General features: G+C 37.9%; 38 protein-coding genes and 1 pseudogene. 2 read left to right on the top strand and 37 right to left on the bottom strand.

Going from position 1 to position 22,107, the window contains the following annotated elements:
• The 37 genes and pseudogenes from BSCG_RS15880 to BSCG_RS16050 form a co-directional block, all read right to left on the bottom strand.
• Positions 1 to 516, bottom strand: coding sequence for a hypothetical protein (locus BSCG_RS15880; RefSeq protein WP_008775818.1), 516 nt, complete (start codon positions 514 to 516; stop codon positions 1 to 3).
• A complete protein-coding gene (locus BSCG_RS15885) occupies positions 513 to 920 on the bottom strand; it encodes a hypothetical protein (RefSeq protein WP_008775817.1) in 408 nt (135 codons plus the stop codon). Before BSCG_RS15885 ends, BSCG_RS15880 begins: the two co-directional genes overlap by 4 nt.
• Entirely contained in the window at positions 917 to 2,182 is a 1,266-nt protein-coding gene (locus tag BSCG_RS15890; protein ID WP_008775816.1) for an RNA-splicing ligase RtcB, read from the bottom strand. Before BSCG_RS15890 ends, BSCG_RS15885 begins: the two co-directional genes overlap by 4 nt.
• 2 nt (positions 2,183 to 2,184) lie before the next feature.
• A complete protein-coding gene (locus tag BSCG_RS15895; protein WP_008775815.1) occupies positions 2,185 to 2,394 on the bottom strand; it encodes a hypothetical protein in 210 nt (69 codons plus the stop codon).
• On the bottom strand, positions 2,372 to 2,644 hold the full coding sequence (locus BSCG_RS30875) for a hypothetical protein (RefSeq protein ID WP_005794346.1): 273 nt from the start codon (positions 2,642 to 2,644) through the stop codon (positions 2,372 to 2,374). Before BSCG_RS30875 ends, BSCG_RS15895 begins: the two co-directional genes overlap by 23 nt.
• On the bottom strand, positions 2,644 to 3,135 hold the full coding sequence (locus BSCG_RS15905) for a DNA N-6-adenine-methyltransferase (protein WP_008775813.1): 492 nt from the start codon (positions 3,133 to 3,135) through the stop codon (positions 2,644 to 2,646). Before BSCG_RS15905 ends, BSCG_RS30875 begins: the two co-directional genes overlap by 1 nt.
• Positions 3,132 to 3,368 (bottom strand): hypothetical protein, encoded by a 237-nt coding sequence (locus BSCG_RS15910; RefSeq protein WP_005794343.1) that lies wholly within the window; start codon positions 3,366 to 3,368, stop codon positions 3,132 to 3,134. Before BSCG_RS15910 ends, BSCG_RS15905 begins: the two co-directional genes overlap by 4 nt.
• Position 3,369: 1 nt before the next feature.
• Positions 3,370 to 4,286: pseudogene (locus BSCG_RS15915) on the bottom strand (radical SAM protein).
• Positions 4,286 to 4,633 carry a DUF551 domain-containing protein gene (locus tag BSCG_RS15920; protein ID WP_007854404.1) on the bottom strand — a complete coding sequence of 116 codons (348 nt, stop codon included), beginning with the start codon at positions 4,631 to 4,633 and terminating at the stop codon, positions 4,286 to 4,288. Before BSCG_RS15920 ends, BSCG_RS15915 begins: the two are co-directional and overlap by 1 nt.
• Before the next feature lie 2 nt (positions 4,634 to 4,635).
• Positions 4,636 to 5,031: a DNA methyltransferase gene (locus BSCG_RS30465; RefSeq protein WP_007854407.1), complete on the bottom strand. Its 396-nt coding sequence runs from the start codon at positions 5,029 to 5,031 to the stop codon at positions 4,636 to 4,638.
• 41 nt (positions 5,032 to 5,072) lie between these two features.
• On the bottom strand, positions 5,073 to 5,273 hold the full coding sequence (locus BSCG_RS30460; RefSeq protein ID WP_234255994.1) for a hypothetical protein: 201 nt from the start codon (positions 5,271 to 5,273) through the stop codon (positions 5,073 to 5,075).
• 271 nt (positions 5,274 to 5,544) lie between these two features.
• Complete coding sequence (locus BSCG_RS15935; protein WP_008775809.1) at positions 5,545 to 6,327, bottom strand: phosphoadenosine phosphosulfate reductase family protein; 783 nt, start codon at positions 6,325 to 6,327, stop codon at positions 5,545 to 5,547.
• A gap of 72 nt (positions 6,328 to 6,399) precedes the next feature.
• Positions 6,400 to 6,654 carry a hypothetical protein gene (locus BSCG_RS15940; protein WP_005794336.1) on the bottom strand — a complete coding sequence of 85 codons (255 nt, stop codon included), beginning with the start codon at positions 6,652 to 6,654 and terminating at the stop codon, positions 6,400 to 6,402.
• Positions 6,611 to 6,976 (bottom strand): hypothetical protein, encoded by a 366-nt coding sequence (locus tag BSCG_RS15945; protein ID WP_005794334.1) that lies wholly within the window; start codon positions 6,974 to 6,976, stop codon positions 6,611 to 6,613. Before BSCG_RS15945 ends, BSCG_RS15940 begins: the two co-directional genes overlap by 44 nt.
• A 54-nt stretch (positions 6,977 to 7,030) precedes the next feature.
• Positions 7,031 to 7,210 (bottom strand): hypothetical protein, encoded by a 180-nt coding sequence (locus tag BSCG_RS15950; RefSeq protein WP_004326715.1) that lies wholly within the window; start codon positions 7,208 to 7,210, stop codon positions 7,031 to 7,033.
• Between the two features lie 51 nt (positions 7,211 to 7,261).
• Positions 7,262 to 7,846, bottom strand: a complete 585-nt coding sequence (locus BSCG_RS15955) for a hypothetical protein (protein WP_008775808.1) — start codon at positions 7,844 to 7,846, stop codon at positions 7,262 to 7,264.
• 8 nt (positions 7,847 to 7,854) lie between these two features.
• Positions 7,855 to 8,565: a TIGR02757 family protein gene (locus BSCG_RS15960; RefSeq protein ID WP_005794329.1), complete on the bottom strand. Its 711-nt coding sequence runs from the start codon at positions 8,563 to 8,565 to the stop codon at positions 7,855 to 7,857.
• Positions 8,537 to 9,205: a hypothetical protein gene (locus BSCG_RS0127450; RefSeq protein WP_005794327.1), complete on the bottom strand. Its 669-nt coding sequence runs from the start codon at positions 9,203 to 9,205 to the stop codon at positions 8,537 to 8,539. Before BSCG_RS0127450 ends, BSCG_RS15960 begins: the two co-directional genes overlap by 29 nt.
• Positions 9,087 to 9,506, bottom strand: coding sequence for a hypothetical protein (locus BSCG_RS15965; protein WP_007846640.1), 420 nt, complete (start codon positions 9,504 to 9,506; stop codon positions 9,087 to 9,089). Before BSCG_RS15965 ends, BSCG_RS0127450 begins: the two co-directional genes overlap by 119 nt.
• Positions 9,507 to 9,511: 5 nt before the next feature.
• The gene (locus tag BSCG_RS15970) at positions 9,512 to 10,480 is read right to left on the bottom strand and encodes a DNA cytosine methyltransferase (protein WP_032581969.1); all 969 of its coding nucleotides are present in this window, start codon (positions 10,478 to 10,480) and stop codon (positions 9,512 to 9,514) included.
• Positions 10,481 to 10,601: 121 nt separating this feature from the next.
• Positions 10,602 to 11,138: a hypothetical protein gene (locus BSCG_RS15975; RefSeq protein ID WP_008775804.1), complete on the bottom strand. Its 537-nt coding sequence runs from the start codon at positions 11,136 to 11,138 to the stop codon at positions 10,602 to 10,604.
• Positions 11,139 to 11,254: 116 nt separating this feature from the next.
• The gene (locus BSCG_RS29935; RefSeq protein ID WP_175285321.1) at positions 11,255 to 11,413 is read right to left on the bottom strand and encodes a hypothetical protein; all 159 of its coding nucleotides are present in this window, start codon (positions 11,411 to 11,413) and stop codon (positions 11,255 to 11,257) included.
• Positions 11,413 to 11,868: a hypothetical protein gene (locus BSCG_RS15980; protein WP_008775803.1), complete on the bottom strand. Its 456-nt coding sequence runs from the start codon at positions 11,866 to 11,868 to the stop codon at positions 11,413 to 11,415. The genes BSCG_RS29935 and BSCG_RS15980 overlap by 1 nt, the downstream gene beginning before the upstream one ends.
• A gap of 188 nt (positions 11,869 to 12,056) precedes the next feature.
• Positions 12,057 to 12,557, bottom strand: a complete 501-nt coding sequence (locus tag BSCG_RS15985; protein ID WP_008775801.1) for an HNH endonuclease — start codon at positions 12,555 to 12,557, stop codon at positions 12,057 to 12,059.
• 175 nt (positions 12,558 to 12,732) lie between these two features.
• On the bottom strand, positions 12,733 to 12,942 hold the full coding sequence (locus tag BSCG_RS15990) for a hypothetical protein (RefSeq protein ID WP_004326707.1): 210 nt from the start codon (positions 12,940 to 12,942) through the stop codon (positions 12,733 to 12,735).
• 1 nt (position 12,943) lies between these two features.
• Positions 12,944 to 13,753: a hypothetical protein gene (locus tag BSCG_RS15995; RefSeq protein ID WP_004326706.1), complete on the bottom strand. Its 810-nt coding sequence runs from the start codon at positions 13,751 to 13,753 to the stop codon at positions 12,944 to 12,946.
• A 161-nt stretch (positions 13,754 to 13,914) separates the two neighbouring features.
• On the bottom strand, positions 13,915 to 14,658 hold the full coding sequence (locus BSCG_RS16000; protein WP_007846642.1) for a hypothetical protein: 744 nt from the start codon (positions 14,656 to 14,658) through the stop codon (positions 13,915 to 13,917).
• Positions 14,659 to 14,664: 6 nt separating this feature from the next.
• Positions 14,665 to 14,943, bottom strand: coding sequence for an HU family DNA-binding protein (locus BSCG_RS16005; RefSeq protein ID WP_004326704.1), 279 nt, complete (start codon positions 14,941 to 14,943; stop codon positions 14,665 to 14,667).
• A gap of 3 nt (positions 14,944 to 14,946) precedes the next feature.
• Positions 14,947 to 15,375, bottom strand: a complete 429-nt coding sequence (locus tag BSCG_RS16010) for a hypothetical protein (protein WP_008673371.1) — start codon at positions 15,373 to 15,375, stop codon at positions 14,947 to 14,949.
• Position 15,376: 1 nt separating this feature from the next.
• Positions 15,377 to 15,676, bottom strand: coding sequence for a hypothetical protein (locus tag BSCG_RS16015; RefSeq protein WP_007854448.1), 300 nt, complete (start codon positions 15,674 to 15,676; stop codon positions 15,377 to 15,379).
• Positions 15,663 to 16,277: a hypothetical protein gene (locus BSCG_RS16020; protein WP_004326702.1), complete on the bottom strand. Its 615-nt coding sequence runs from the start codon at positions 16,275 to 16,277 to the stop codon at positions 15,663 to 15,665. Before BSCG_RS16020 ends, BSCG_RS16015 begins: the two co-directional genes overlap by 14 nt.
• Positions 16,274 to 16,498 carry a hypothetical protein gene (locus tag BSCG_RS16025; RefSeq protein WP_004326701.1) on the bottom strand — a complete coding sequence of 75 codons (225 nt, stop codon included), beginning with the start codon at positions 16,496 to 16,498 and terminating at the stop codon, positions 16,274 to 16,276. Before BSCG_RS16025 ends, BSCG_RS16020 begins: the two co-directional genes overlap by 4 nt.
• A complete protein-coding gene (locus BSCG_RS16030) occupies positions 16,498 to 17,406 on the bottom strand; it encodes a recombinase RecT (RefSeq protein WP_004326700.1) in 909 nt (302 codons plus the stop codon). The genes BSCG_RS16025 and BSCG_RS16030 overlap by 1 nt, the downstream gene beginning before the upstream one ends.
• Positions 17,403 to 18,371: a PD-(D/E)XK nuclease-like domain-containing protein gene (locus BSCG_RS16035; RefSeq protein WP_008775799.1), complete on the bottom strand. Its 969-nt coding sequence runs from the start codon at positions 18,369 to 18,371 to the stop codon at positions 17,403 to 17,405. The genes BSCG_RS16030 and BSCG_RS16035 overlap by 4 nt, the downstream gene beginning before the upstream one ends.
• 71 nt (positions 18,372 to 18,442) lie before the next feature.
• Positions 18,443 to 19,144, bottom strand: coding sequence for a hypothetical protein (locus BSCG_RS16040; RefSeq protein WP_008775798.1), 702 nt, complete (start codon positions 19,142 to 19,144; stop codon positions 18,443 to 18,445).
• A 384-nt stretch (positions 19,145 to 19,528) separates the two neighbouring features.
• A complete protein-coding gene (locus BSCG_RS16045; protein WP_007854466.1) occupies positions 19,529 to 19,780 on the bottom strand; it encodes a helix-turn-helix domain-containing protein in 252 nt (83 codons plus the stop codon).
• Positions 19,777 to 19,980 carry a hypothetical protein gene (locus BSCG_RS16050; RefSeq protein ID WP_004326696.1) on the bottom strand — a complete coding sequence of 68 codons (204 nt, stop codon included), beginning with the start codon at positions 19,978 to 19,980 and terminating at the stop codon, positions 19,777 to 19,779. The genes BSCG_RS16045 and BSCG_RS16050 overlap by 4 nt, the downstream gene beginning before the upstream one ends.
• A gap of 917 nt (positions 19,981 to 20,897) precedes the next feature.
• Between BSCG_RS16050 and BSCG_RS16055 the strand changes: the two genes are divergently transcribed.
• Positions 20,898 to 21,668 (top strand): helix-turn-helix transcriptional regulator, encoded by a 771-nt coding sequence (locus BSCG_RS16055; RefSeq protein ID WP_008775795.1) that lies wholly within the window; start codon positions 20,898 to 20,900, stop codon positions 21,666 to 21,668.
• 1 nt (position 21,669) lies between these two features.
• Positions 21,670 to 22,008, top strand: coding sequence for a hypothetical protein (locus BSCG_RS16060; protein ID WP_004326694.1), 339 nt, complete (start codon positions 21,670 to 21,672; stop codon positions 22,006 to 22,008).
• Positions 22,009 to 22,107 lie beyond the last annotated feature (99 nt).

The raw sequence follows: 22,107 nt of genomic DNA, 5'->3' as shown, positions 1-22,107 counted from the left end.
TTATTCCTTATTTTTGTAATTGTCTCTTCTCATTTGGTGATAGCGATAGTACATGGATAAGTCGAGTTTACGAATGAAGTTATCATCCGCTTTCATGTCAGAAACTTTTTGGGCAGGCTTGGCTACCTCAAAGAAAATTCTCTTTACCGCATATCTTCCCTTTTCAAGAGTATAACATTGCACTGATCCTTCATAAGCATAAATAAGCCCGGCGAAATCAGGGACTTCATCGGGCTTTATCAAACCTTTCGGTACTATATAATAAAAATAATTGGTACGTTGACCGGAAGTGACAACATCAAACTTGTTCTTGCCATATTTATCACTTTTCTTTTTGTCCTTATGGAAATCACATCTGCTTACTTTTACTTCATATTCATAAGTCAGGCGTGACCGGGTAACTTCCAATAAGTCAGCTTCCCATTTCCCGACAAAAATATTGGGAAAGATGCGGTTTCCTTTTTTATCACGAAAAACATGATCGCAAAAGCCTTGTATAATATCAAGTGTTTTCATCTGATCTTTGCATGTTCCTTATCCAGTTCATACTCAAAAAATCCTTTTGCTTTATCGTAGAGTTCGTTTTTTATATCAGAAAAGTACATAGCAGTGTTGAATGCTTTTAATGCTGCCTCACGAGCTTTTTTCTTATAATATCCTGCCCGTTTGACTGCATTCTCTTCTTTTCTACGTTCTTGCTGTTCCAAATACCGGTCAACCGCTTCTCGTCCCCAACGGAACATGTCTTCTTTATCGGCAAAGGTGGCAGATTCTTCACGGATTAGCCTTTTCTCCGAGGAAATGACATAAGCTGATATTCCTTTGTATCTACGAATGGAAACGGCTATGTCGAAACCTTTATAATTTTGCTGTTCAACATAGCCGCCAAGAGTATAAGGGAAGTCTGTCTTTTCTATCATACAGCTTTGATATTGATTAGTGGCACAATTGTATCAATAATATCTACCGTAGGTTCTATAAGCTCTTTTATTTCCTGAACATTTTTGTATGCCATAGGACTTTCATCCAATGTCCCTTCACATACGGAAGTGGAATACACTTTGCTCATTTGGGTTTTGAATGCGTCCATTGATAATCTTTCTTTAGCTTCGGAACGGGAGTATAAGCGTCCTGCACCATGTGGTGCAGAATAGTTCCAGTCTTTGTTTCCCTTACCACGACAAAGAAGAATACCGTCTGCCATATTCATAGGAATCACAACGTAATCATTGGCGTATGCGGCAATAGCCCCTTTACGGATTATCATATCATCAAAGCTGATATAGTTATGGACTGTCTCAACGGATATTGCAGCGTTCCAGCCCAAAGCTCTGATTATACGTTGTATAATCAACTTGCGGTTGAATGCGGCATATCCTTGTGCGATCACCATGTCACATAAATAGTGGAGCATTGCTTCATTTGTGAGATACCCAGAATATTCGGTAAATTTTTCCTTCAAACGTAGTATTTCAGTTTGCATGAATTGTGGCTCAACAGTGGACTTCAAGCGTTGAATTTCATTAGAAAAAGCCTTTTTGTCAAATTTTGCTATTTCTGCATGGAATTTACAGACCTTCACACCAAAGTTGCGCGATCCGGTATGTATTGTAAGAAATATATTATTGGTTGACTCGGCACGCCCCAGTTCTATAAAGTGGTTTCCACCTCCCAATGTACCTAAAGAGTTGTAGAATGCGCCTTCATTTATCCCCACCTTCTTACAAAGTTGTGATACATATTCTTCATTAATAACTGGTTTGGTTAGTTGGTATTTAGAGCAGAACTGATCCATTCTGATAGATAAGAAGGTAAACAAATCTTCCTTTTCTTGTTTGGATAAGGGTTGTTGGTTAATCTCAAATCCCATAGGTATGATGGAACGGATTGCATGATTAATGTCCGGGAAAGAACCTTCTGTTATTGCGTTTTCAATTTCTACACACAACATTCCACAACCAATATCCACTCCGATATGATTGGGGTTGACACGATCTGTAACTGGCATGGTGAATCCAATCACTATATCTACTCCTTGATGGGTATCAGGCATAATACGAACCGGAACACCAGTCGTAACCGGATTGTTCAAAATGTTTTGTATCGTTCCAATAGCTTCATTTTCTATTGTATTTGCAAATATTTTACAATCTTTGCCGAATTTTCCTTGTAATTCAATCATAATCAAATCTTTTCGTTAAGTTTTTCAAGAAGTTCATTCGCACAGTTCTTTGCGTATTCTTCATCTTCATCATGAAAGGACTTGACTGTTATCCAAATCCCTGCAAATTTAACTTGCACTTTGTAATCAGGAAGAAGGTATTTCTCTCTGTTTCCGCTGCGATTATCTTCTACGAAGGTAGTCGTTTTATTAATTCTGTACTGTTTCATCATTATTTATTTCTTTAGAGTGGCAATTTCTATCAAGTATCTCAATGCACTGTTTAATCCCAGTATCAAATCCTTCTTTATAGTCTTTGGTATGCTCACCTAAAACATATATAGTCATTGACAGCCAAAATAGAAGTATGCCAACGGATTTATACCAGCATGGTAAAGATATAGAAAAGGGTTTTAAGGTGATAGAGAAATCACCGATCCACAGAAGACCGGCAATGAGCATGAGTAAATATAAGACTTTCATCATTTATCATTGTTAAGTTCAACATATTTGCCTTGTAAAGAGCAGTTCCTTAAAATTTCGGCATTTTCCCGGCCAAATGCAATAAGAACACTACCGCAACCGGGGCTGTCCCCACGTGTTCCATCGGGACGGAAGAATTTTATTCGATTTCTCAAAAACATCATACCAGTTGCTTTCGTGAAGATGATGTCTTGAAACTTATTGCTGTCACACCGGTTAAAAAGTAGTGCTATACCGTTGCCGTGTTCTGCCAATTTCTCTACAAACTGCCATATAAGCGGTTTGGAGTACGGAGGGTTAAGCCAAATTCGCCCCCCCCAATTTTGTACAAGACCATTGTCCTGCTTGTTGTACATGATTTTTGCAGTAGGCCAAAGAGGGTGCATGGGAGCACATGGATCAAGGTCAAATTCACCTAATGCTTCAATGATTTCTCGTGGTGTGTACCATTCATCGGAAGCATTTGCAGATCGTTCAAAAGATGTATTCATGTATTACTTACATTTAGGATTTTACGAATTTCTATATGATCGCAATTTTCATCAGCCTTTTTCAGAATATAAGCAATCTCTTCTTCCTTACTCATGTTCTGTGGACGTTTCGTTGCTTCTGCTCTCAATTCAGAAATAATTTTATCTACTTCGGGATTAGGAGTTTCATATAATTTTTTAAGTTCAGCGGCTCTACGTTTAATAAGTCGCTCTGTCTTTTTGTTTAATTTCATCTTACAACATTTTAAAGTATTCCTTGCATAAAAATCCTTTTCTTGGTGAAAAGTCTTTGAAGTCGCAACTCATGTATATTTCCTTCCTATCAGCCCAATGTGCCATATCTTTCTGCCACTGTGGAATAATTTGGTGTGGATTGTTCAGATCACGAAAGGGTTGACAATGTGGAAGAAAACGGCGGCTTTTAGATTTCCAGTAGTTGACGCGCGCAAACGATTCTTTAAAGTCCATAAGGATGCAATACAAGAAATATTCCCCTTTATATCCATACTTGTCTATTAAAGCGGAAGCACGTTCAACTTCTGCAATCTGTCCCGGTGTATCGCAACCAAAGCGAATACGTTTAATCCATTTTACTCTTGCAAGTAACCGGGCTATTTCATCCGTGATTAAACGGGCATCCAGTCCTTGATTAAAATCCACTTTGACACCCAGTTTGATGATCTTCTCTATTTGCTGCAAGCCATAGTTTGAGGCCAGTATATTATTATCCATAAGGATAGCTTTTTCCGTCCGGCTGTTATTTCCTCAATATCCATATAAGGTGAGATTTTTCCTTCTTTTTTAGGAACAACACACCATTTACACCGATTGGGACACCCACGTGTCAGAAATCCATAGGACAAATTGGAGTCAATATTGTAGATCGAGTAATCAGGCTGAATACGATCAACCTCAACTGGAAGAACTTTTTCAATATCATATCCGGTACCACCTTTTTCTATTTGGTTAGTATTGATATAATAGTTATAGTCGGGTGTGAAAGTGAAAACTTTAGCTGCATATACTTTATCATATTCACATAGTGGATTATACCATTCCACTTGATCGCCTCTTGCTTTGTGGTAAGCACTGATCTTCATAAGTGCTAAATTGGGGAAATTGCTATCAACGGCTAAAATTCCAATATTCATTATTCTTCAAATTTAGGTTTTGGCATCCATGCTATCGGTTCCCATGACGGAGGTATGCTGCTCATTGAAGAGTAAATTGGGTTACCTTTGTACGTGTCATAGATATAACCATCCATGCAGAACCATATATTGTTGCTATATGTACCGTTAAAAATCGCACCATGTTTACATAGAATGATGATGTCTTCATTTTCATCCGGTAACCGTTCTTTCACTGATACCCACGGAGGTTGTTTTGTCTGCCATCTGGCTCCTTCTTTGAATCCTATTCTAAAACAAGTTATTTTATCCCAGTCAGGATGTACGCCTCCAATTTCATTTACGGCTTCTTCTAATGTCTGTTTCATATCTATTTATCAAATAAATTAGTTTGAACCAACCTTCCTCTCTCTGTTTTTATCTCCCCAAAACATTCCCGGTGAAAACGTTCTTCTTGTGCTTCAAAGTATTCTTCATCTATTTCAGTTGCATAGAAATCGAATCCAAGTCCATAAGCAGCTATTCTGCTGCTTCCTGAACCTAAATGACTATCAAAAATTTTGTCTCCCTCTTTGGCGTTTTTTCTTAATATTTCAGCATATAATTTCACTGGCTTCTGACAACGATGGATATTTCCACCTCGTTCTCCAATTGTACACCGGTTTAGAGTTATGATCCGAAGAGCCTTGTCAAAACTACTCCATGCCAATTCACCGTCAGACATAGTTAATCCATGTTGTCCTTTATCCCAAACAATCCAACCCATTTTGGGAGGAAGATAGGTAGTAAAGTAGTTACCACCAAAAATTATTTGATTCTTCGATACCCTGAATAGTTCCTCAAAATATTTCTTTCCGGGGGGGGGGACTTATCCCAATCCTTTCTTTTATATTGTTTAAAGCCTAAATGCTTCGGCATCCCACCTTTGTGCATTATGTCTATGCCATACTGGGGATCGACTATCGCTAAATCAAAGAACTTATCAGGAATCCCCTTCATGTATTCCATACAGTCCATGTTATATACTTCGCTTATCGGCATTATTTATATCCTTTCTATTCTGTTATTATTAATTTCATGTGCATTCTTGAAATCATTTTCTCTTCTTCTTTCAACTTATGATAATAATCTATAGCTTCATCTTTAGTATTGAATGTACCAACACACGAATAATGCCAAGATCCGAAAGGATCTTTGAGGATATACAAGTTGTATGAACCTAAGACCGTTTTCGCCAAATAGTAAGGATCTCGTATCATAATGTTCATTCCATTTTTATTTACTCGCATAGTCCATGAAACAGACTCATGCAGGCATATCCACCTTCCGGCTCGAACATATCAGGGGTATGTTCTTTAACGTACTCCAAAACTTCCTCTACATAAGGATATTGTTTGTTTTTACAGAATCTTTGAGGTATGTATAATGGAGGAAAGAAGGAATGTCCTACGCTTTTCTCTGCTTGAATTAGGCGTTGGCACATTTTAGGATCATTTTTGGCTATGAGTTCGATTTCTTTGTGCCGACACATGATACACGGGAAACATCCAACACGTGAGAATCCACGATAATACAATGGATTCGGTTTCTGCCCTGCATCCAGTATGCAATCTATAACTTGCTGTGCACTCCATTTGAAGATCGGTCTTAGAACAGAAGCGTCATATTGGGAACACCATTCTTTGACATCCTTACTTCGGTAGTTTTCAGTTCTTCCTTTCTTATTAGGTTGAAAATACGATTTGAAGTACATACATTCCTCTTCCATTGCCGCACGTGCTGTACTTTCTCCGGCTCTGATACCTTGTATGATAATGCAGCTTTCTTTCAAAGAAAGTACATAATCAATCATTGGCTTCATTTTTAGTTCACTGGTACAAAATCGTGCATTCGTGGAAGGAAATCTTTTCTTATGAGCTGCCAAAGACACAAAATCATATTTTGATTTGAGAGTTATAAGTCTTACACCCATTTGCAGACAAACATCATTCACATGTTTATATGTGTCAGGGTGTTCCCAACCGGTGTCACAAAACACAGCGGTTAAATTCCCCCCCCCCATATTGTTTGAAGGCTTGGATTAAACATGCTTGTGAATCCTTACCACCTGAAAAACTTACTAATATTTTCATTTTTATGCCATTTCAATTTTTACATATTCATTTTTATTAATCCCGGCACTACCTTTGGGAGAATACACTAATCGGCCTCCATTATCCAATATCTTTTGTACATCTTTCATAGCTTGGTATGCTTGGGTATAGTCTTTGTATTCTTGGTGGCCTATTGGATATTTGCAATATCTTCTACCACCGTCAGGCATGATGCTGATACCGAATACTGTTTCATAAGTTTTTCGGTTGAAATTCTGTTGAGTCCTTACTTTCATTTTTTTTGATACATTTTCCCAGTTTAAGTATAAATACACATTCGTTATCCGGTGCTCCCCAATTGGTGTTACCAACTCCGATGGTTATAGATTCAAGTTCAAAAAGCATTGTCCGTTTGGTGTAGCCAAAACGGAAGCGAACATGAGTGTATTCTTTGGGGTGAAAGCCGTTTCCACGTGTAATACAAGAAAAACAAATAGCTTTCTTACAATAGAAACCAGTCTTTTCATAGGAATTGCGACCTCCACATTTTGCTAATCTTCCGATCCAGTATTTCTTGATCTCTCTGTATTCTTCTTTCTTATTTCCGGATTCGATCATTTCATACCATTTTGCTTTTAATGGCAGGTCAAGGATTTTCATATTAACCATAGTCTAAAAGAGTTGCGGATTCTGTTTGTTGTGAAGGATTTTTTGAACACGTTCGATTTCTTCATCTACTTCACGCTCAATTTGTTTACTTATTCGTAAATCTATCTGTCTCTTATTTTTAAAATATTCTTTTTGGCAACGGCGCATTTCCACCACTTTGTTGAAAAATTCTTTTGGAGTCATAGATTTAAAAGGTATGGAAAAGGCCGCTTTAATGCGGCCTCCCCAGTGTGATTACTTTTTTCCAATCAGAAAGTCTTTCCACAATTCTTTGAATTGTTCTCCAAAGTAAATTGCGATTTCACTTGATTTTACAGCAAGGCGAGAGCCGATACTCGCACTCGAGTACGACCAACCGTAATACGAGTACGCACAAGCGAGGCCGCAATACGCACCGTTATTCGCACTACCGCCCCAAAGAACCAGCCGATTACGATCCTCTTCGTCCATTTCATCAATTTCTTTTTGATTATAAAGATAAAACCACGGCGTATAACGGTATTCATCTTTAGTAAATCGTGGAAAATCAGGATCGTTGTTTAACGCACGGGCAATAGTGCATAGTTTGATGTAGGCGAGGTGTGCAATATCAGCCACTTCTTCTTTGTGTCCGTCTTCATCTTCAACAAGTAGGCGAACAATGGGTTTTACACCTATTGCTTCACAAGCATCTTCGTAGGTTTTAATATTGTGATAATCTGTATAATCCGGCTTTTGCTTTCCGAATAGGGCTGTTAGAATACTAATTGCTTTAGGACAGTCGTTTGCTTCACTAAAAGCGGCTGTTACCTTTTCTTGTGTGATTTTAAGTTCTGACATAATGTAAATTATTTATTGTTAATACTATATCCGAATAATGCAAAATCTCCCCGGCACGGATCATCCGGGAAAATTGTTTTCATGTAATTGGTTACTTGTTGAACCATTTTCCAGTCCTCTGTTTTGCGTGTTGTTATCCCAAGCTGATGTGCCATTTTTGCAACATGCGCATCCAATGGTATGTATAATTCTGTTGGATGAATAATAGTCCAAATACCTAAATCCACCGGCGATTTTCGTACTACCCACCGTAGAAACAGACAAATACGCTTGCATGGAGAATCACGCTCCAATTTTGGAATACCTTTTACGCCACCAAAATCTGTTTGTATTTCACGGATAACATTGTTGTAACCCTCATAAAATACTTCCAAATCATCCCATTCCTGATATATGTTGTACAACCGCTGGCAAATGCAGAAGAAGTCATGGTAGGTGAACATACGGTAGAAGGTATTTGTATTTTCTTTGTATTGTTCCCATACTTTGTTCATAATGAAGTCATAAGGAGAATTACCCATTAGATTATCCAAAATTTCTGCTTGCTGCATTATCAGTTTGCGATTCCCGAAAGCTATCCATGAAGTAAGAAAGGCACTGATTTCTATGTCCTTTTTATCACTGTACTTATGTGGGAAGAATATAGGATCATCTTTTATAAAATCAGGTGTTTCAAATTGTTTTGCCCAGTCAAGTAGTTTGTTTCTTAGTTCTTCCATAATATTCTTCTTTCCATTTTTTGAAAGCGGCTTCTTTATCATTTGATTTCATCCTTTGTATGAATGATTGATGGGATTCCAATAATTCTTTGGCCTCTTCATCTCCATTTTCCGATCTTTCAGTTAGATGTTTGATATATTCTCCGTAGAACATTCCAGTGCTGTTATTATTTTGTTCATGGGCTTCATTAATTGAAAGAGAAGAAACAATTTCATCACGCTGTACATCGTATTCATTTAACCAGCCGAGAATGATATTACCGTCCAGTCTATCGTAAATCTTACCGGAAGCCATAGCATTACGGAAACACAATTTGATTTCCTCCAATTTGAGATAATAGAATCTGTCTATTATTAGATCAGCGGTAAGTGCCACTTGAACATCATTCATCGTTTTTCCGACATTGAAAAAAGACACAAGCTCGTTAATCGCAATTACCAGTATGGCTCTTGCGCCAGCCAATGTGATTTCTTTTCTTATAACGGAGAGTGGTAGGTTAGGAGTGTTGAGAACAGCTTCTTTAATCGAACTTACGTGCAATCCCTTGTAATACTCCGCTTGCAAGGTCAGCAAGTCTTTCAACGCTTTCTTTTCGGTTGCCGGGAGATTGCTGTTGACTTGAATTAAGTTGTTTCCCATACTTGTTAAAATCATTATTAGACCATCTGACTAAACGTTTGGAAACTTCAAATGTACGTTCCTTCTCAAAGCGCATTTTCCGTCCTCCGCATTCAGTCCAATACTCGAAAAAGTCCTTCAACATATCATCAGGATATTTCCCTCTGTACATGAGGACTTCACTTCTGAATTTGTCTTTCCTTGCAGAAAGAGAATCTTTATTCATATTCATCTTATGGCCTAATCCGGCCATGAATGCTTGTTCCAATGTTGCATCAGGATGATCCCGACACCACTGGGTTGCTAATTCTTCTGATTTCATTTGATTTATAATTTAGATAACCAATATTTCCATACTCGTGAGGCTACATGCGCCATCATAACGGGTGGTACACTCATTCCACAGATATAATGTGGGGATTGGTTGCAAAAGTTATAGTCGATGGGGAAAGTAGAGACTTTACAGATTTCAGATGTACTTAGATATAAAGGCTGTGTAAAGTGTATCAAATCATCATGCTTGGAAGTTATCGTATTGCAGATGCGATCTTCAAGTGTATATTTCTTTGAGAAGAATAACTCTTTACCGTATAGCCGCATACATGTATCAGACATGTCTTTATCAGTAATTTCTCTATGTTCCCAAACATATCGAATTTTTGTACCATTTTTAATTTCTTTCCCCTTAAAGTCTGTTATTTCTTTCATCAAAATGGGTATTTCATTGAACTTCATACAAATATGTGGCTCAACATTGAAGAGGTCTGAAACTTTTAGAAAATGAACTCCCAAATCATGCCTGATACATATAAAGAATACACGTTCTCTTTTTTGAGGTACTCCCATTTTAGAAGCATCAAGAAGAAAATGCTGACAATAATAACCAGCTTCCTCAAAGTCTTTGTATATACGTCTGACATAATCAATCGCATTCCCTAAAAGAAGTCCTTTCACATTTTCAGCAATAACGACTTTAGGTTTTAAGCGTTTGGCAAGTGCAATAAAATCAAAAAAGAGCGTGTCTAAAACTTGTGTCTTTTGACCTTCCTTGAATTTCTTTTCTTTACCCCACGCATCTTCACGTAATCCCGACATGCTAAATGTACTGCAAGGTGGTGATCCGTCCAATATATCTAAATTGTACAATTCTTCGGGAAGATAATTCCTTTTCACTAAATCACGAATATCTTCCAAATAACTATACTGGGGATGATGGTTTGTTTCATAGCATTTCATCATTCGTGGATCAATCTCATTACAGCCAATAACATCGTAACCGGCTATTTTGTAACCCATAGTAGAGCCACCGCCACATGCAAAACAAGAAAATACCTTTCCTTTATCTTTAGTAAAAACAGCATCTTCTAAAGACCAGCGATAAGGATAGAGATGTTGGGGGGGGTAATTACATCTTTCATCATTCCACCTCCCATAATTCAGCTACTCTTTTGAATTCTTCATCAGCTGGAACCGGGCAATCTTTGATCCATTTCATATCTTTTACTTTCCATAACGAAAGGTCTGTGTTATCAGGAATATGCTTTTTAATATCAGGAAAAAGATTGAGTCGAAGAGATTTACTTTCCATAAGTTCATCTTTGTAGTCCAACAAAAAATTATTGGCCTCCAATAAACTATGAACATCATTAACAGAATGTGGAGTGTAAACAACTCCATCGAAGTATCTGATATAATTGGGGAGCATATCAGCCAGTGCCGTATATAGAAATAATTTTCCTTTATTGCCATAGGCCAATTTTTGAACGGTTTTGATACTTTCAGCCAAATTTGCCAGTTTTTCAGGAAACAAAAGTGGTTCTCCACCAGTTATCATGATCTCTTTGTAATTAAAGTGCTCAACAACTGGTAATTTTGAAAAATCCCATGAGTTGTTGCAACACATAGGACATTTGTTCGGACATTTGGTTGTAACCAATAGACGTAACTTTTCCATTTATAATGATATTGTTTGGGTGTATTTCAATTCTCCGGTATATCCACGTGCTTTCAATTCTGCGATAAGTTCCCGTGGAGAAAATTTTGCCAATTCAGGATTGGAATATATTTTCTTCAAATTCCCCCCCCCGGAGTTTTCTTACGGTTTCTGGCATAAACATTACCGCACTCTTTACAATATGTCTGCAATCCATCTTCGGTTGAAGCATTTTTCCAAAACTCACTGACCGGAAGTTCCCGGCTACATTTGCTACATTTTTTTAATTTTTCCATTATTCCTTTTCTTTAATTCTACCATATTCACATATTAGTAAGGCATCCGAAGTTGCCAATGTAACTTTTGCATACGGGAACAGCTGTTGGGCTTTCTTCTTTAAGATGTTTTTCCATTCTGTCTTACCCAATTTGTCTGTATTTCGTAATCCTAAAGTTTTTTGCCAAGTTTGTGGAGATACTGTTACTGTCGGAATCCCACAAGCTATCAATCCCATAGTCAGATGTCCGTAACCTTCTCCAAAAACAAAAGAGGCAGAAGCACTTTGTCCGGTCATGCCATTCACTCGTTCCAAATAACAAACGCTATTTTCTTTGTATATGGAGAGAAAATCTAATAAGTCTTTGGGAGTTGGTGGCATTTTGATACACTCCAATAATCTGTTATTCTCGGTGTCGTACACTACAATTCCACCGTTTTTGCCAACATCTATACCTATGATCCTTCGTTTCATAAATTATACTTTTTTGTTTACAAATCTTTTGAGCTTAATTACATCTTTCTTTCCAAGCCTTAGTGCTTCACTGGTCTTGATGTCAGAAGGTGAAGCTTTACAATTCTCGGTTATCCTTTCAAAATGTCGGATAAAGGATTTTAGGAAATAGTCGGGGATTTCAACTTTCATAATGATTGATTTCACTTTTATCTATTCTTCAAAATGAAATGCAATGTTCCTTTTGAAGAAATACCAAAACGAGTCATAGTTTTTCTATATGAATGACTTGTTTTATGGTAATTTTTAATCATGGCAACTTCTTCTTCATTCCATTTCATAATATGGGAATGACTTGCAATTGTCGCTTCCCTTTTCCTTTCTTCGGGGGATTTATCCAACTGATTATCACTATATGAACCTATTTCTATGTTTTCTAACATATTATTGGTGCGATTGCCGTCTAAATGCCTAATACATTCATAAGAAAATGCTATATATCCATATTTTTGAAAAGCACATAGTTTGTGAACCAATACACTGATAGATTTTCCTTTATATCTAATACTAAAAGCCAAATATCCATTTGATTGAGGAACTGTTTTCCTTTCAATATTGCGTGGAGATACCACATGACCATTAGGCAATATTCTATATCCTTTCTTGAAAGCATATATTGCTACTTGATTTGATTGACTATGCAAAGACATAAAGAAATATTTGATAATGAACAAAAAGACTCTTTGTAGTATCTACTGCCGTGGAGCGTATGCAGCGTACTCGGCTCGACTTGCAAAGAGAAGAAAAAAGGTGAGGCATGATAGTTCCCGGATAGGCGGTCAAGCCACACCGGGAGAAGCTGATTATTAATCGGGTTGATAATTATTATTTTAGGAATTTAGCAAAAGTCTTGATTGAGCCTTCATTATTACTTTTTAAAGAGGCCAATTCTGTATTTTTAGAAGTTAGTGTAGAAATAACAGATTTATTCTTTTCGATTTCTGCATCAATATCACTATTAAGTGTTTCCAAATCGGCTTTTGCTTGTGCAAATTGAGACAATATCGTATCTCTTCTTTGTTGAAATGTCAGCATATTATTTTGTCATTTTTAAAAATTCAGGAGCAATGCCATATAGAGGTGTCTTCCCGTCCCACTTGTCTATAAATTGTTTATATAAAATCTCACGGGTGAGTCCACGGGACGCAATTAAAGCTTGTTCTGTTTTTAGTTGCTCCAGTTCGTTTTGCTTCTTTTGTTCTTCAATCTTCTGATCAAGTACCGAAATATTAGTGTTTACCTCGTTACGGCTATCTATTTTATCGCGGACAGCTCTTGAAAATTCCAATTGTGCGGAGAAGGTCAACAACTGCAATCCCCGTTTCTCAAATTCTTTATCAACGATCTGTTCCAGTCTCTTTTCAAATACCAATGAACCACCGTCAGCCATCAGACTGTCTGTTTTATGTTTGCGACTTTCTTCTTTGATAAGATCATATATACGTGGCTCCAAAATATTATCTTCTAATGATTGCATAAAGCCATCTTTTCCCGATGGGGTGTCAGCCTTATCAATATGCTTGTTATCAAATACAATATCAATAGCCCTGTTTTTCATTACTTTATAAGAGTAAGTTGGCCGGGCTGTAAACTCTGTATTGTCGGCTGCCTTTAGTGTGACTGGATCAGAAAATTCTCCGCGCTGATCGAATAGCGGAACTTGAAAAAGCTCTGTGCCTAATTCCCATGTAGATACCTTACCGGCAACGATTTTAAAATCTTCTTTCCCTTGTTTGCCGTAGTTCTCCATAAGGACACCGGCATAATTGGGAGCAACTCTTTCGCATGAAGCAAACAAAACAACGGCAAATAGTGCCACAATCAAAAAATCAATCTTTCTTTTCATTTTCTACTTTTTTTTAATGATATTATAAACTATAAATGCTACTGTCAGCATAATTATTGAAATTCCCAACCACGCATTTATGTGATTGAATACGCGGTTGCCAATGAAGAAAGCCGATACGACAAGTACCGGCTTCCAGTATTTCTTTACAGTCTTCATTGTTATTGTTCGATAATGGCAATATCCGGTGCCAATTTACGGATCAACAATAATTGCTCGTCAATGGCCTTGTTGCGTTCCTCTTCCACTATCACTTCTGCACCAGGGGAGCAAAGGGACAATCGAATATTACGCCCGTCCACATCTGCAATGATTTCCACTTCAATCTCTTCTGCAGGGCGACCTTTGAAAATCGGGACAATAAGATTGAATGAGGCCGGAAGATTGGAGTTGACAACTTGGCTGTAATTGTCAGTGCGACTACCGTTGTCTTGTCGGGAGTTTTCCACTTTTGAGTCAATGCTGGCTTTGAAGTTCTTCAAGACTGTTACCAGTTCCATGTTGTATTGTGCATCCTTGAAGAAGGCACGATTCATTTTGAAGAACTTTGAAAGCTGCACCGGTTCCCATGTCTTGCTTGTGTTAATACCAAATTCAAGAAACTTGGGATAGTATTTCAACTCACCTCTTACAGTAGCTTTATTCCTACTGTCAGTTTCATTGGTGACAAGTTTAAGTGTCATTTTCTCCCGATCAACAAGAATATAGCAACGTTTCTGATTGATCTGTTCTTTTTCAGAGATTCTTTTCAAGAGAAATTCATGAACACTTCCAATTGTTCCGGCTAATTCTACCTTATCAGGCTCCAGTACCGGTAACTCATTTTCTTCGTGAAGTTCAATAACTCTAAGGGTTGCTTCGGTCACACCCGGAGCAAAGTTCACTTGCATCTTTTCGTTTTCCATGTTGTTCTACAAATTTTTAGTTCTGTTTTTAAATGATTTGGCTGGTTTGAAGTGTGGAGTATAATGCTCCGCTATGACAATAGTCTCGTTTTTGTGTATGTTACGAGCAACTTTTCGTTTATAGTGTTTGGGTGACAGTGTACCAAAACCTCTGATATAAAGAGTTCTTCCATTAGCTACTGCATCCACGGTTTCCTTCAATGCTGCTTCTATAACTGTTCGGACTTCGCAAATAGCAATACCGGTTGATTCGGCTACTTGCTTGATAAGTTCTTCTTTTCTCATGGCTTATCCCTCCGTACCAGTAGATTCAATGTCCTCGAAGACCGTTTTTTGCATCTCTTGTGCCTCCATCGGACGTTCTTTAACCAAATCGCCATTACCATTGTAATATCCGGTGGTACGGGTGCTACGATCCATAAACTTAAAGCATTCATCCGTAATTTCCTCATAACCACGTTTTATATCGGTAAGCAACGTTTTTTTACGTTCCTTTTTAGGTTTCAGTTTGTCCTTGTATGCTTGCATGAAAGCTTTCTTTTCTTCTTCCAGTGCGGCCATGTCAAGGTCAATATTTGCCAACTCCGTTTTCCGTTCACCCATTTCTTCCTCGCTGAAAGGAGAAGTATAGGTAATTCTTTCAACTGCTGCGCAATTGTCTTCCAACATTTGTCTGCGAAGCAATGGATTCTTATCTTTAAATAGTTCTTTATCCATATCATAAAGGTTTTAAGCCATATCGGGCAGAACCGACAAATGGCTGTGGGTTAGTCCTTATGTTTGCTTTGTGTATATCATCTGTACGATGATTGAATAATCGGGGTAATCCCGTTATTTTGTCATATACAACCAGTTCAGACGATACATAACAAATAAAGCCTTTCAGTCGCTCTTTCAACCATGCGTTCTGATAGGCTCTGCGTTCACGATATTCTTGGTAGCTCATTCCCTTTGGGCGAGCTGTGAGAAGGGGAGTGTAATTTCTCGCCCCCCCCGATTTAGATTTACTCTTTCCCATCAATCAAATTTTTATATTGTTCTTCTGAAACGAACTTGTCGCAGTTCCCATACCAAGTACCATCATTTATCTTGTATGGCCTGACTGTTTTATCCATTTCATTCATAACACCGACTACCGCATTTTCTTTGCTATTATCATCCCATACAATAACAACATCGCCGACAGTCGGGATATATTCAGGCTGTAACTTCTCAAAATTGAAGGAGTAATGTTTTTCTTCCTTCATGGCGGCAAGCATCTTTGCCTTTTCCTCTTCCGTAGCTTTACGGAATCCCTTCATGCCTCCGATACCAGCTTCGGGTGTGAGTCTTACAAAAACTCTGTCACCTTCATCATTGGAAGGAACATAGGCGACAAGGCCGAAAGGTACTTTAATTGCCGGTAAAAAAGAGAGTGGCCTTTCTTCTCTAATTTCAGAGAGAATCATCATGCTGCCCCCTCCGCGATTCGGATTGATAATTACGTCACCGGGGATGAATGTCTCACCCTCAAATTCAAATTTACCCCCCCCCGTAACTTTTTGAGTAGGTTGCATACTTTCTTCTTTCACGATTTTTACCATGTGTCCTTCGGGCACTTCAACTGTTACTGTTCTCATTTTAATTTGATTTTAAACTGGTTATTGTATTCTATGTATTTTTCCGGGCAGGTTGTTTCTATAATTCCGTTCATTGTAGGAATACGAAACAACTTGCCGGATTTATGAAGCTCTTTTTCAAGCTGTTTTGCTTTATGTAAAGCAGCCAAAGAACGTGTTTCATTTTCGATCAGTTCTTTAGCCGCTGTGATACTGTTACTAATTTTTTCACATGAATCCATTACTTGACTTCTTCTGCGTATGGAGTATCGTCTTCCTCAAAATCGTCCGGTTTCTGACCTTGTGCCTTTTTCCAGTCTTCAAACATTTCATCATCCAACTGGCTCTCTGTTTCAAGAACTTTAATCATGGAATCTGAAATGCCGGTTTTGGGCAGGAATTTGAAAGCCCAGTTCACGATTGTTTTTCGAGCCATTTCTTCAAAGTCTGTGTCCCACGGAGATTGCTTGCCTTTCTTGACAGCCTCACTACGACTTTTTATTTCTTCAATACGTGCTTTGGGCATTGCATCGAATTTTACAACACCGGAAGTCAAGACTGCAAAATAGTAGCCTCCAAGAAGATCACCACGTTCTCCGAATACATTGGGTTTGTGGATGATAGTGCCACCGGTACCTTTTGTCATGCTGAACTCGTCATTAGCATAAACCAAATCAGAATAAATATCTTTTACAACGCCGGTGCGGATCAAAATATCAACTTTCCCCATATATGAAGCTTGGAACTTCACTTTGCCTTTGTATGGTACAAGATACCCCAATCTTAGTTCAGGATTGAGTGTCAGACCGGTAAGAGAAACGTTTTTGATTGCTTCGACAAGATGATCGGGATATTGCCGGGCACAGTCAATCAAATAAGGATTATTCAACATTGCCTGCATAGCGAAATTGACTTCACGGGCAAATTGCTGTTCTGTGCCACCAGCTGCTATAAATGCCTTTTTAGGGGAGATAAAACAACTTTCCAATCCTTTCAGTTGTACTGGAAAGGCTGGTGGGGCAGAAGGAACGGGCGGTTGTGGTGTGGAAGGTGTTGGGGAGACCGGTTCTGTTTTTGTTGGTGAAGGAGCATTGTGTTGTTCCATTCCCAAGTTCCCTTGTTGGGGGGATTGATTCTCTGTTTTACTCATTGCTCTTGATTATTATAAAAGTTAAACATCTTGTTCTTTTCAAATGCAGGTGTGTCCGGCACCATTATTCTTCGCCCTTTGAATCCCGGCTGAATAAATATCTGTGCACCGTCAAAATCATTGTTTTGTGTACAGTAAACATGCTGGTCTAACAATTTCTTGAATGCCAATGCACTTGCACCCATTTTCACAATTCCGTCTTCCAAATGGAAAGCCCAGTTAGCTGCACTGACAAATACTGCGTCATAGGGAGCTGTCTTTTGTTGCATAACCCAGTAGAACTCCTTCCATACTCCAGTACGTTCATGTTCAAAAAACTGGTAGAAGGCTGCCGAAATACCGTAATGAAATTTGGCAATAGTCCGGTTAACTGTTTCTTCATGAAGATCATCAACCGCCAATGTTTTCCAGTCGACAATTTTCTTGGCCGTTTCCACATCAGGGCGATATTTGAACTTGCATCCTTCGTATTCAACGAAATGGCTGACTTCGGCTTTTCCCCATTTTAATATCTGCCTGATCTGTTTGGAGGTGTCCCGGCAATTATTAAGAAGCTCATAAACCATTGTTTCAACCAATTGTATATCGGTTGTGCTTGTCAACGTTTTACCCGGATTTGACTCTTTGGCCTCTATTAGTGCAATCTGATATTTTTGGGTATCTCGTCCATACGGACAGCCGGTTTTAGGATTTATAGGCGGCTCAAATACAAGAAGGTTATTTCGCCACTTGTCAAGTTTTCCAGTATTAACAAGGCTTTCCATTGCATCATGGTACAGTGAACCTTTTTCAGAGGCTTCAATACTTATCTCAAATAATTCCGGGTGCAACGCCTTGTATCGGGCAAACTTTGGGGACACCATATAATCTTTAATCTGCGTACTACTTAGGAAATCTTTGAATCTTTCTCCACGGTGGTATTCTTCATTTGGCAGATCGTAAATTGTATCTTCTATATTACTCATATAATGAATTTAGAGTTTTACAAAAAACTCCCTACTTTCGCAAGCAAGGAGCCAATAACTAACTAAAAAACTTATTCATCACTTGTGGATAGTAATTCTTTGTAATTCTGTAATATGTATTCTTTTTCTTCATCTGTAAAAGAATAGGCTTTAGCCATAAATTTCATTGCCATATCCTCGTTGTGATCGGAAAGGGGATAATAGTCAGTAGCGAATTTGTAAGTAAGCCTATTCAATCGCTCATACTTAACTTTGACCTCTTTAACCCGTCCGCTTATCTCCGAGATGATGCCGGACGCTTCTTGCATCTTTTCGTCATATTCCTTTCGGTCTTTCGCAGCTTGTTCTTTCATAACCTTGTTCTGTACGGCAAAGTTGGAAATCTTTTCGTATAGTTCACTTGAATACACAAAGCTACAGTTAACCTCAAAGTCTGGCTTGATAGAGTAATTGTATTTATCTTTCTTGACGAGGTATTTGTAGTCGCTTCCGAGTTTGTTCCAATCGTATTCAACTTTGCGAAGGGTTTTCGCATTACGTAATGCTTCTGCTACCGCATTCGCTTCTTCCATATCTGTAAAAACGTAGCCTTCAAAAAATGGGATCGTGAACGTTTTCAAATCGGCTGGTTCAATCTCAAACAATTCGGGAACCTCCGGCTTATCCATAATTTTGATACCTTCCTCCATCATGCGGAGTTTAATCAATTTCTGTACATCTTCCTCCGTTAACGCAAGAATCTCTTGCTCGGTCATTTCTGTAATTCCTTTCATACTTTTAGCATTTAAAATGTGTTCCCGTCCGCGTTCCGATGGATTGTTGGCCGTAGCTTTTTAGCGGTGACCGCTTCTTGCGAAGCACGGGTATATATATCATTTAAAGTATCTATTCAGTTAAGAATGTATTTATAAACGCCCTACGTTTACTTTGTCATAATATAAGTTGTTTTTGATAACTTAGTGATTCATGTGCTGCATCCTCTTATTGGCAGTCCGTATTCACACTCTTTTCACTAATCCGCTTTGGCTACTTTGTCGGTCTATTTCGCCCTTTAGATAAGCAGTAAACCTTGTTTAAAGTCTTTATTTGTTCAGACTATACAATATGTCAAAGAACGTTTTGTTAGTTCCCGGAAAGACGATCAAATCCGTCCGGGATTATTTTCTTTCCATGAATTTTCTCAAAGCTGATTTGGTAAAAATGAGACTCTTGCCATTTTTGGTGTGAGGAATATCATGTATTCGATTGTATAAGGTTTGCAACTTCCATCCGAGAAATACAGCAGCTTGTTTGGCATTCAAATACTCTTCGGTTTCAGCAGTCGCCATTTCAGTTACAGCCTTTCTCACATCATTGCGAATAAACTTGTGCAGTTCTTCTGCAATCATTTTGGCCTCTGAACGGTTCATTTCTTTATTGCTTCGATGGTTATCTGATTTTTATCTTTGTCGATGGATATTGAATATCTTTCAACGTCTTCACGGGGATCAGTAAAAGCTAATTGATAGGCGTAGCTTCTTGCATTGACGCAATCCTTGTAAGAATCCAGCTGCATTACTTTGGAAGAACCAGCTTTAATGCTTAGAATATCTTTCTTTGTTACTTTCATATTATTTTCTATTTTATACTTAAATTTTCCACAAAAAATTTGCATAAAAGAAAGCTAACAACTACATTTGCCAATGAGATATGTAGTAAGTGGCTTTTGAAGTCGCCAGCTTTCTTGTTGTTCAAACTTACACTCTTTGTTTGTTTGACGTTGCAAATATACTTCATATTTTTAGAAGTACAAGCGATTTACTTCTTAATTTATGTAGTAATTTTTATGTTATAAAACATGTTTTATGCAACTGTCTGAATTTCAAAATATTATATCGTAGTTTGAATGATTAGAAAAGCGTAATTGAAGTTCTTTGAAATTTTGTATAATCGGTTATTATTCAAATTTGATTATATATATCCTATAAAGGAATGTGAAATTTATAAATTACCCGGTATGAAGGAACGTTGATTTTTTGAGTGAATCATCCCCTTACCCGTAGAGAGTTTTTTATTGCTCTCTGACGGTTTCGGGAATAATTCAATGAGGTAATCACCCGTATAAGTTAGGTATCGACTCCCATCGGCTTTGAATTGGGTGCTTCCAATCTCGGCTTTCAGCTTCTACAAAGTTGGTTATCTCGTAACCTGCACTTGTGCACCAGTCCGCTTATTTCAATCGACTGCCTTCTTTCGTGCATCCCCTCACGGGCTTTCACCGTGATGCTTCGGAAGGTTGTTTTAAATCTGTTATTGGTCGAACGTAATTTCACCGATAGCCCTCCGCAGTAATTCATAAAGCGGAAACAATAACCGATTGTATGGATTTGCTTAATAAAAAGAAAACCCCGTAATAGGAAGCAGCTATTACGAGATTTCTTTGTATATAGATAGCCCGGAAAGAAGGGTATTTATAACCAATATAGTATGTCGGTGTAATATCTGCTTCATATTACTTCTGCAAATATACTACTTAATATATGAAGTATGCAAGAAAATGAAGAAAAAAAATTGAGTGATCTTTCAAAAAGGTTTTTGCAAGCAATTTCATATTGTGGTTTGAGTGGGTATAAATTGAAGAAAGACAATATTATATCCAGTGAATCAACCCTTACCAGTATAAAAAAGGGGATTCAGTTACCAAGTAAAAAAACAATTGATGCTTTTTGTGAGAAGTATGATGTGAGCAGAGCATGGCTATATACTGGAGAAGGTTTGTTTGCAAAGACTCCATCAGGACAGATAGAACCTTCGGATAAGGATATTAGGGATGCTCTGAAAAATGCGAGAATGCAATCAGACTCTACGATTAGTAAAGTAGCTCCTTATCTTCAAGATATTCTTGTAAAAGTAAAATATGTTCCGATGGATGCTGCGGCTTCATTTGTCGAAAGCTTATATAATACAGCTTATGAAATTGATTCTTATGGTGTCATGCCGGAAGAAGGTGAAGTGCTTGATGATTCTTATATGGTCTTTCAAGTACGTGGCGACAGCATGGAGCCAACTATACCGGATGGAGCTAAAATTCTTGCTCGCAAAATAGAAGAAGGTTTGTGGGAAAGCGCGTCAGGAGTTGTGAGTATTGTATATGGGAAAACACTTTCAGTCAAACGGATATTAAAAAACAGTCTTTTCTTGGATAATGTGCTGACTTTAAAGGCTGATAACCCCAAGCATGGCCAGTTAGATGTCGAGAGAAGAGAAATAAGGGGGATGTGGCAAGCATTACGCATAATAAGTCAAAAGATTATTTGATATGGAAGAAAGGGCTATTGACAGATTACGAAAATTTGCAAGGTATGCACGTGATAAGGGAGTTGTCAAAGGTGAGAACTCGTTTGAGGCTTATTGTGAATTATCAAATAGATACATTTATAATTCCATAAGGAACGGGAAGGGGGCTATTGGAACTGATATAATAGCTCGTATTGTGGATAAGTTCCCGGAATTGAATGTGAAGTGGCTTTGTACTGGCAAAGGGAATATGATTGAGACGGATATTGATGCGAATGTCAATTATAAAGCGGCTTATGAGGGTGCAATGATGCAAATAGAAGCTTTGCATAAAATTATAGAAGAAAATAAGCGGAGATGATATAAATATGATACCATTAATATATTTTTAACAAGTATTTTATTGATTATCAATATGATAGTAAAATGTGTTAGTTCCGTACGCACCGCATTAGGAAAT

The organism is Bacteroides sp. 2_2_4, from assembly GCF_000157055.1.
Taxonomy (GTDB): Bacteria; Bacteroidota; Bacteroidia; order Bacteroidales; family Bacteroidaceae; genus Bacteroides; species Bacteroides ovatus.
This window is presented reverse-complemented; position numbering and strand designations above follow the sequence as displayed.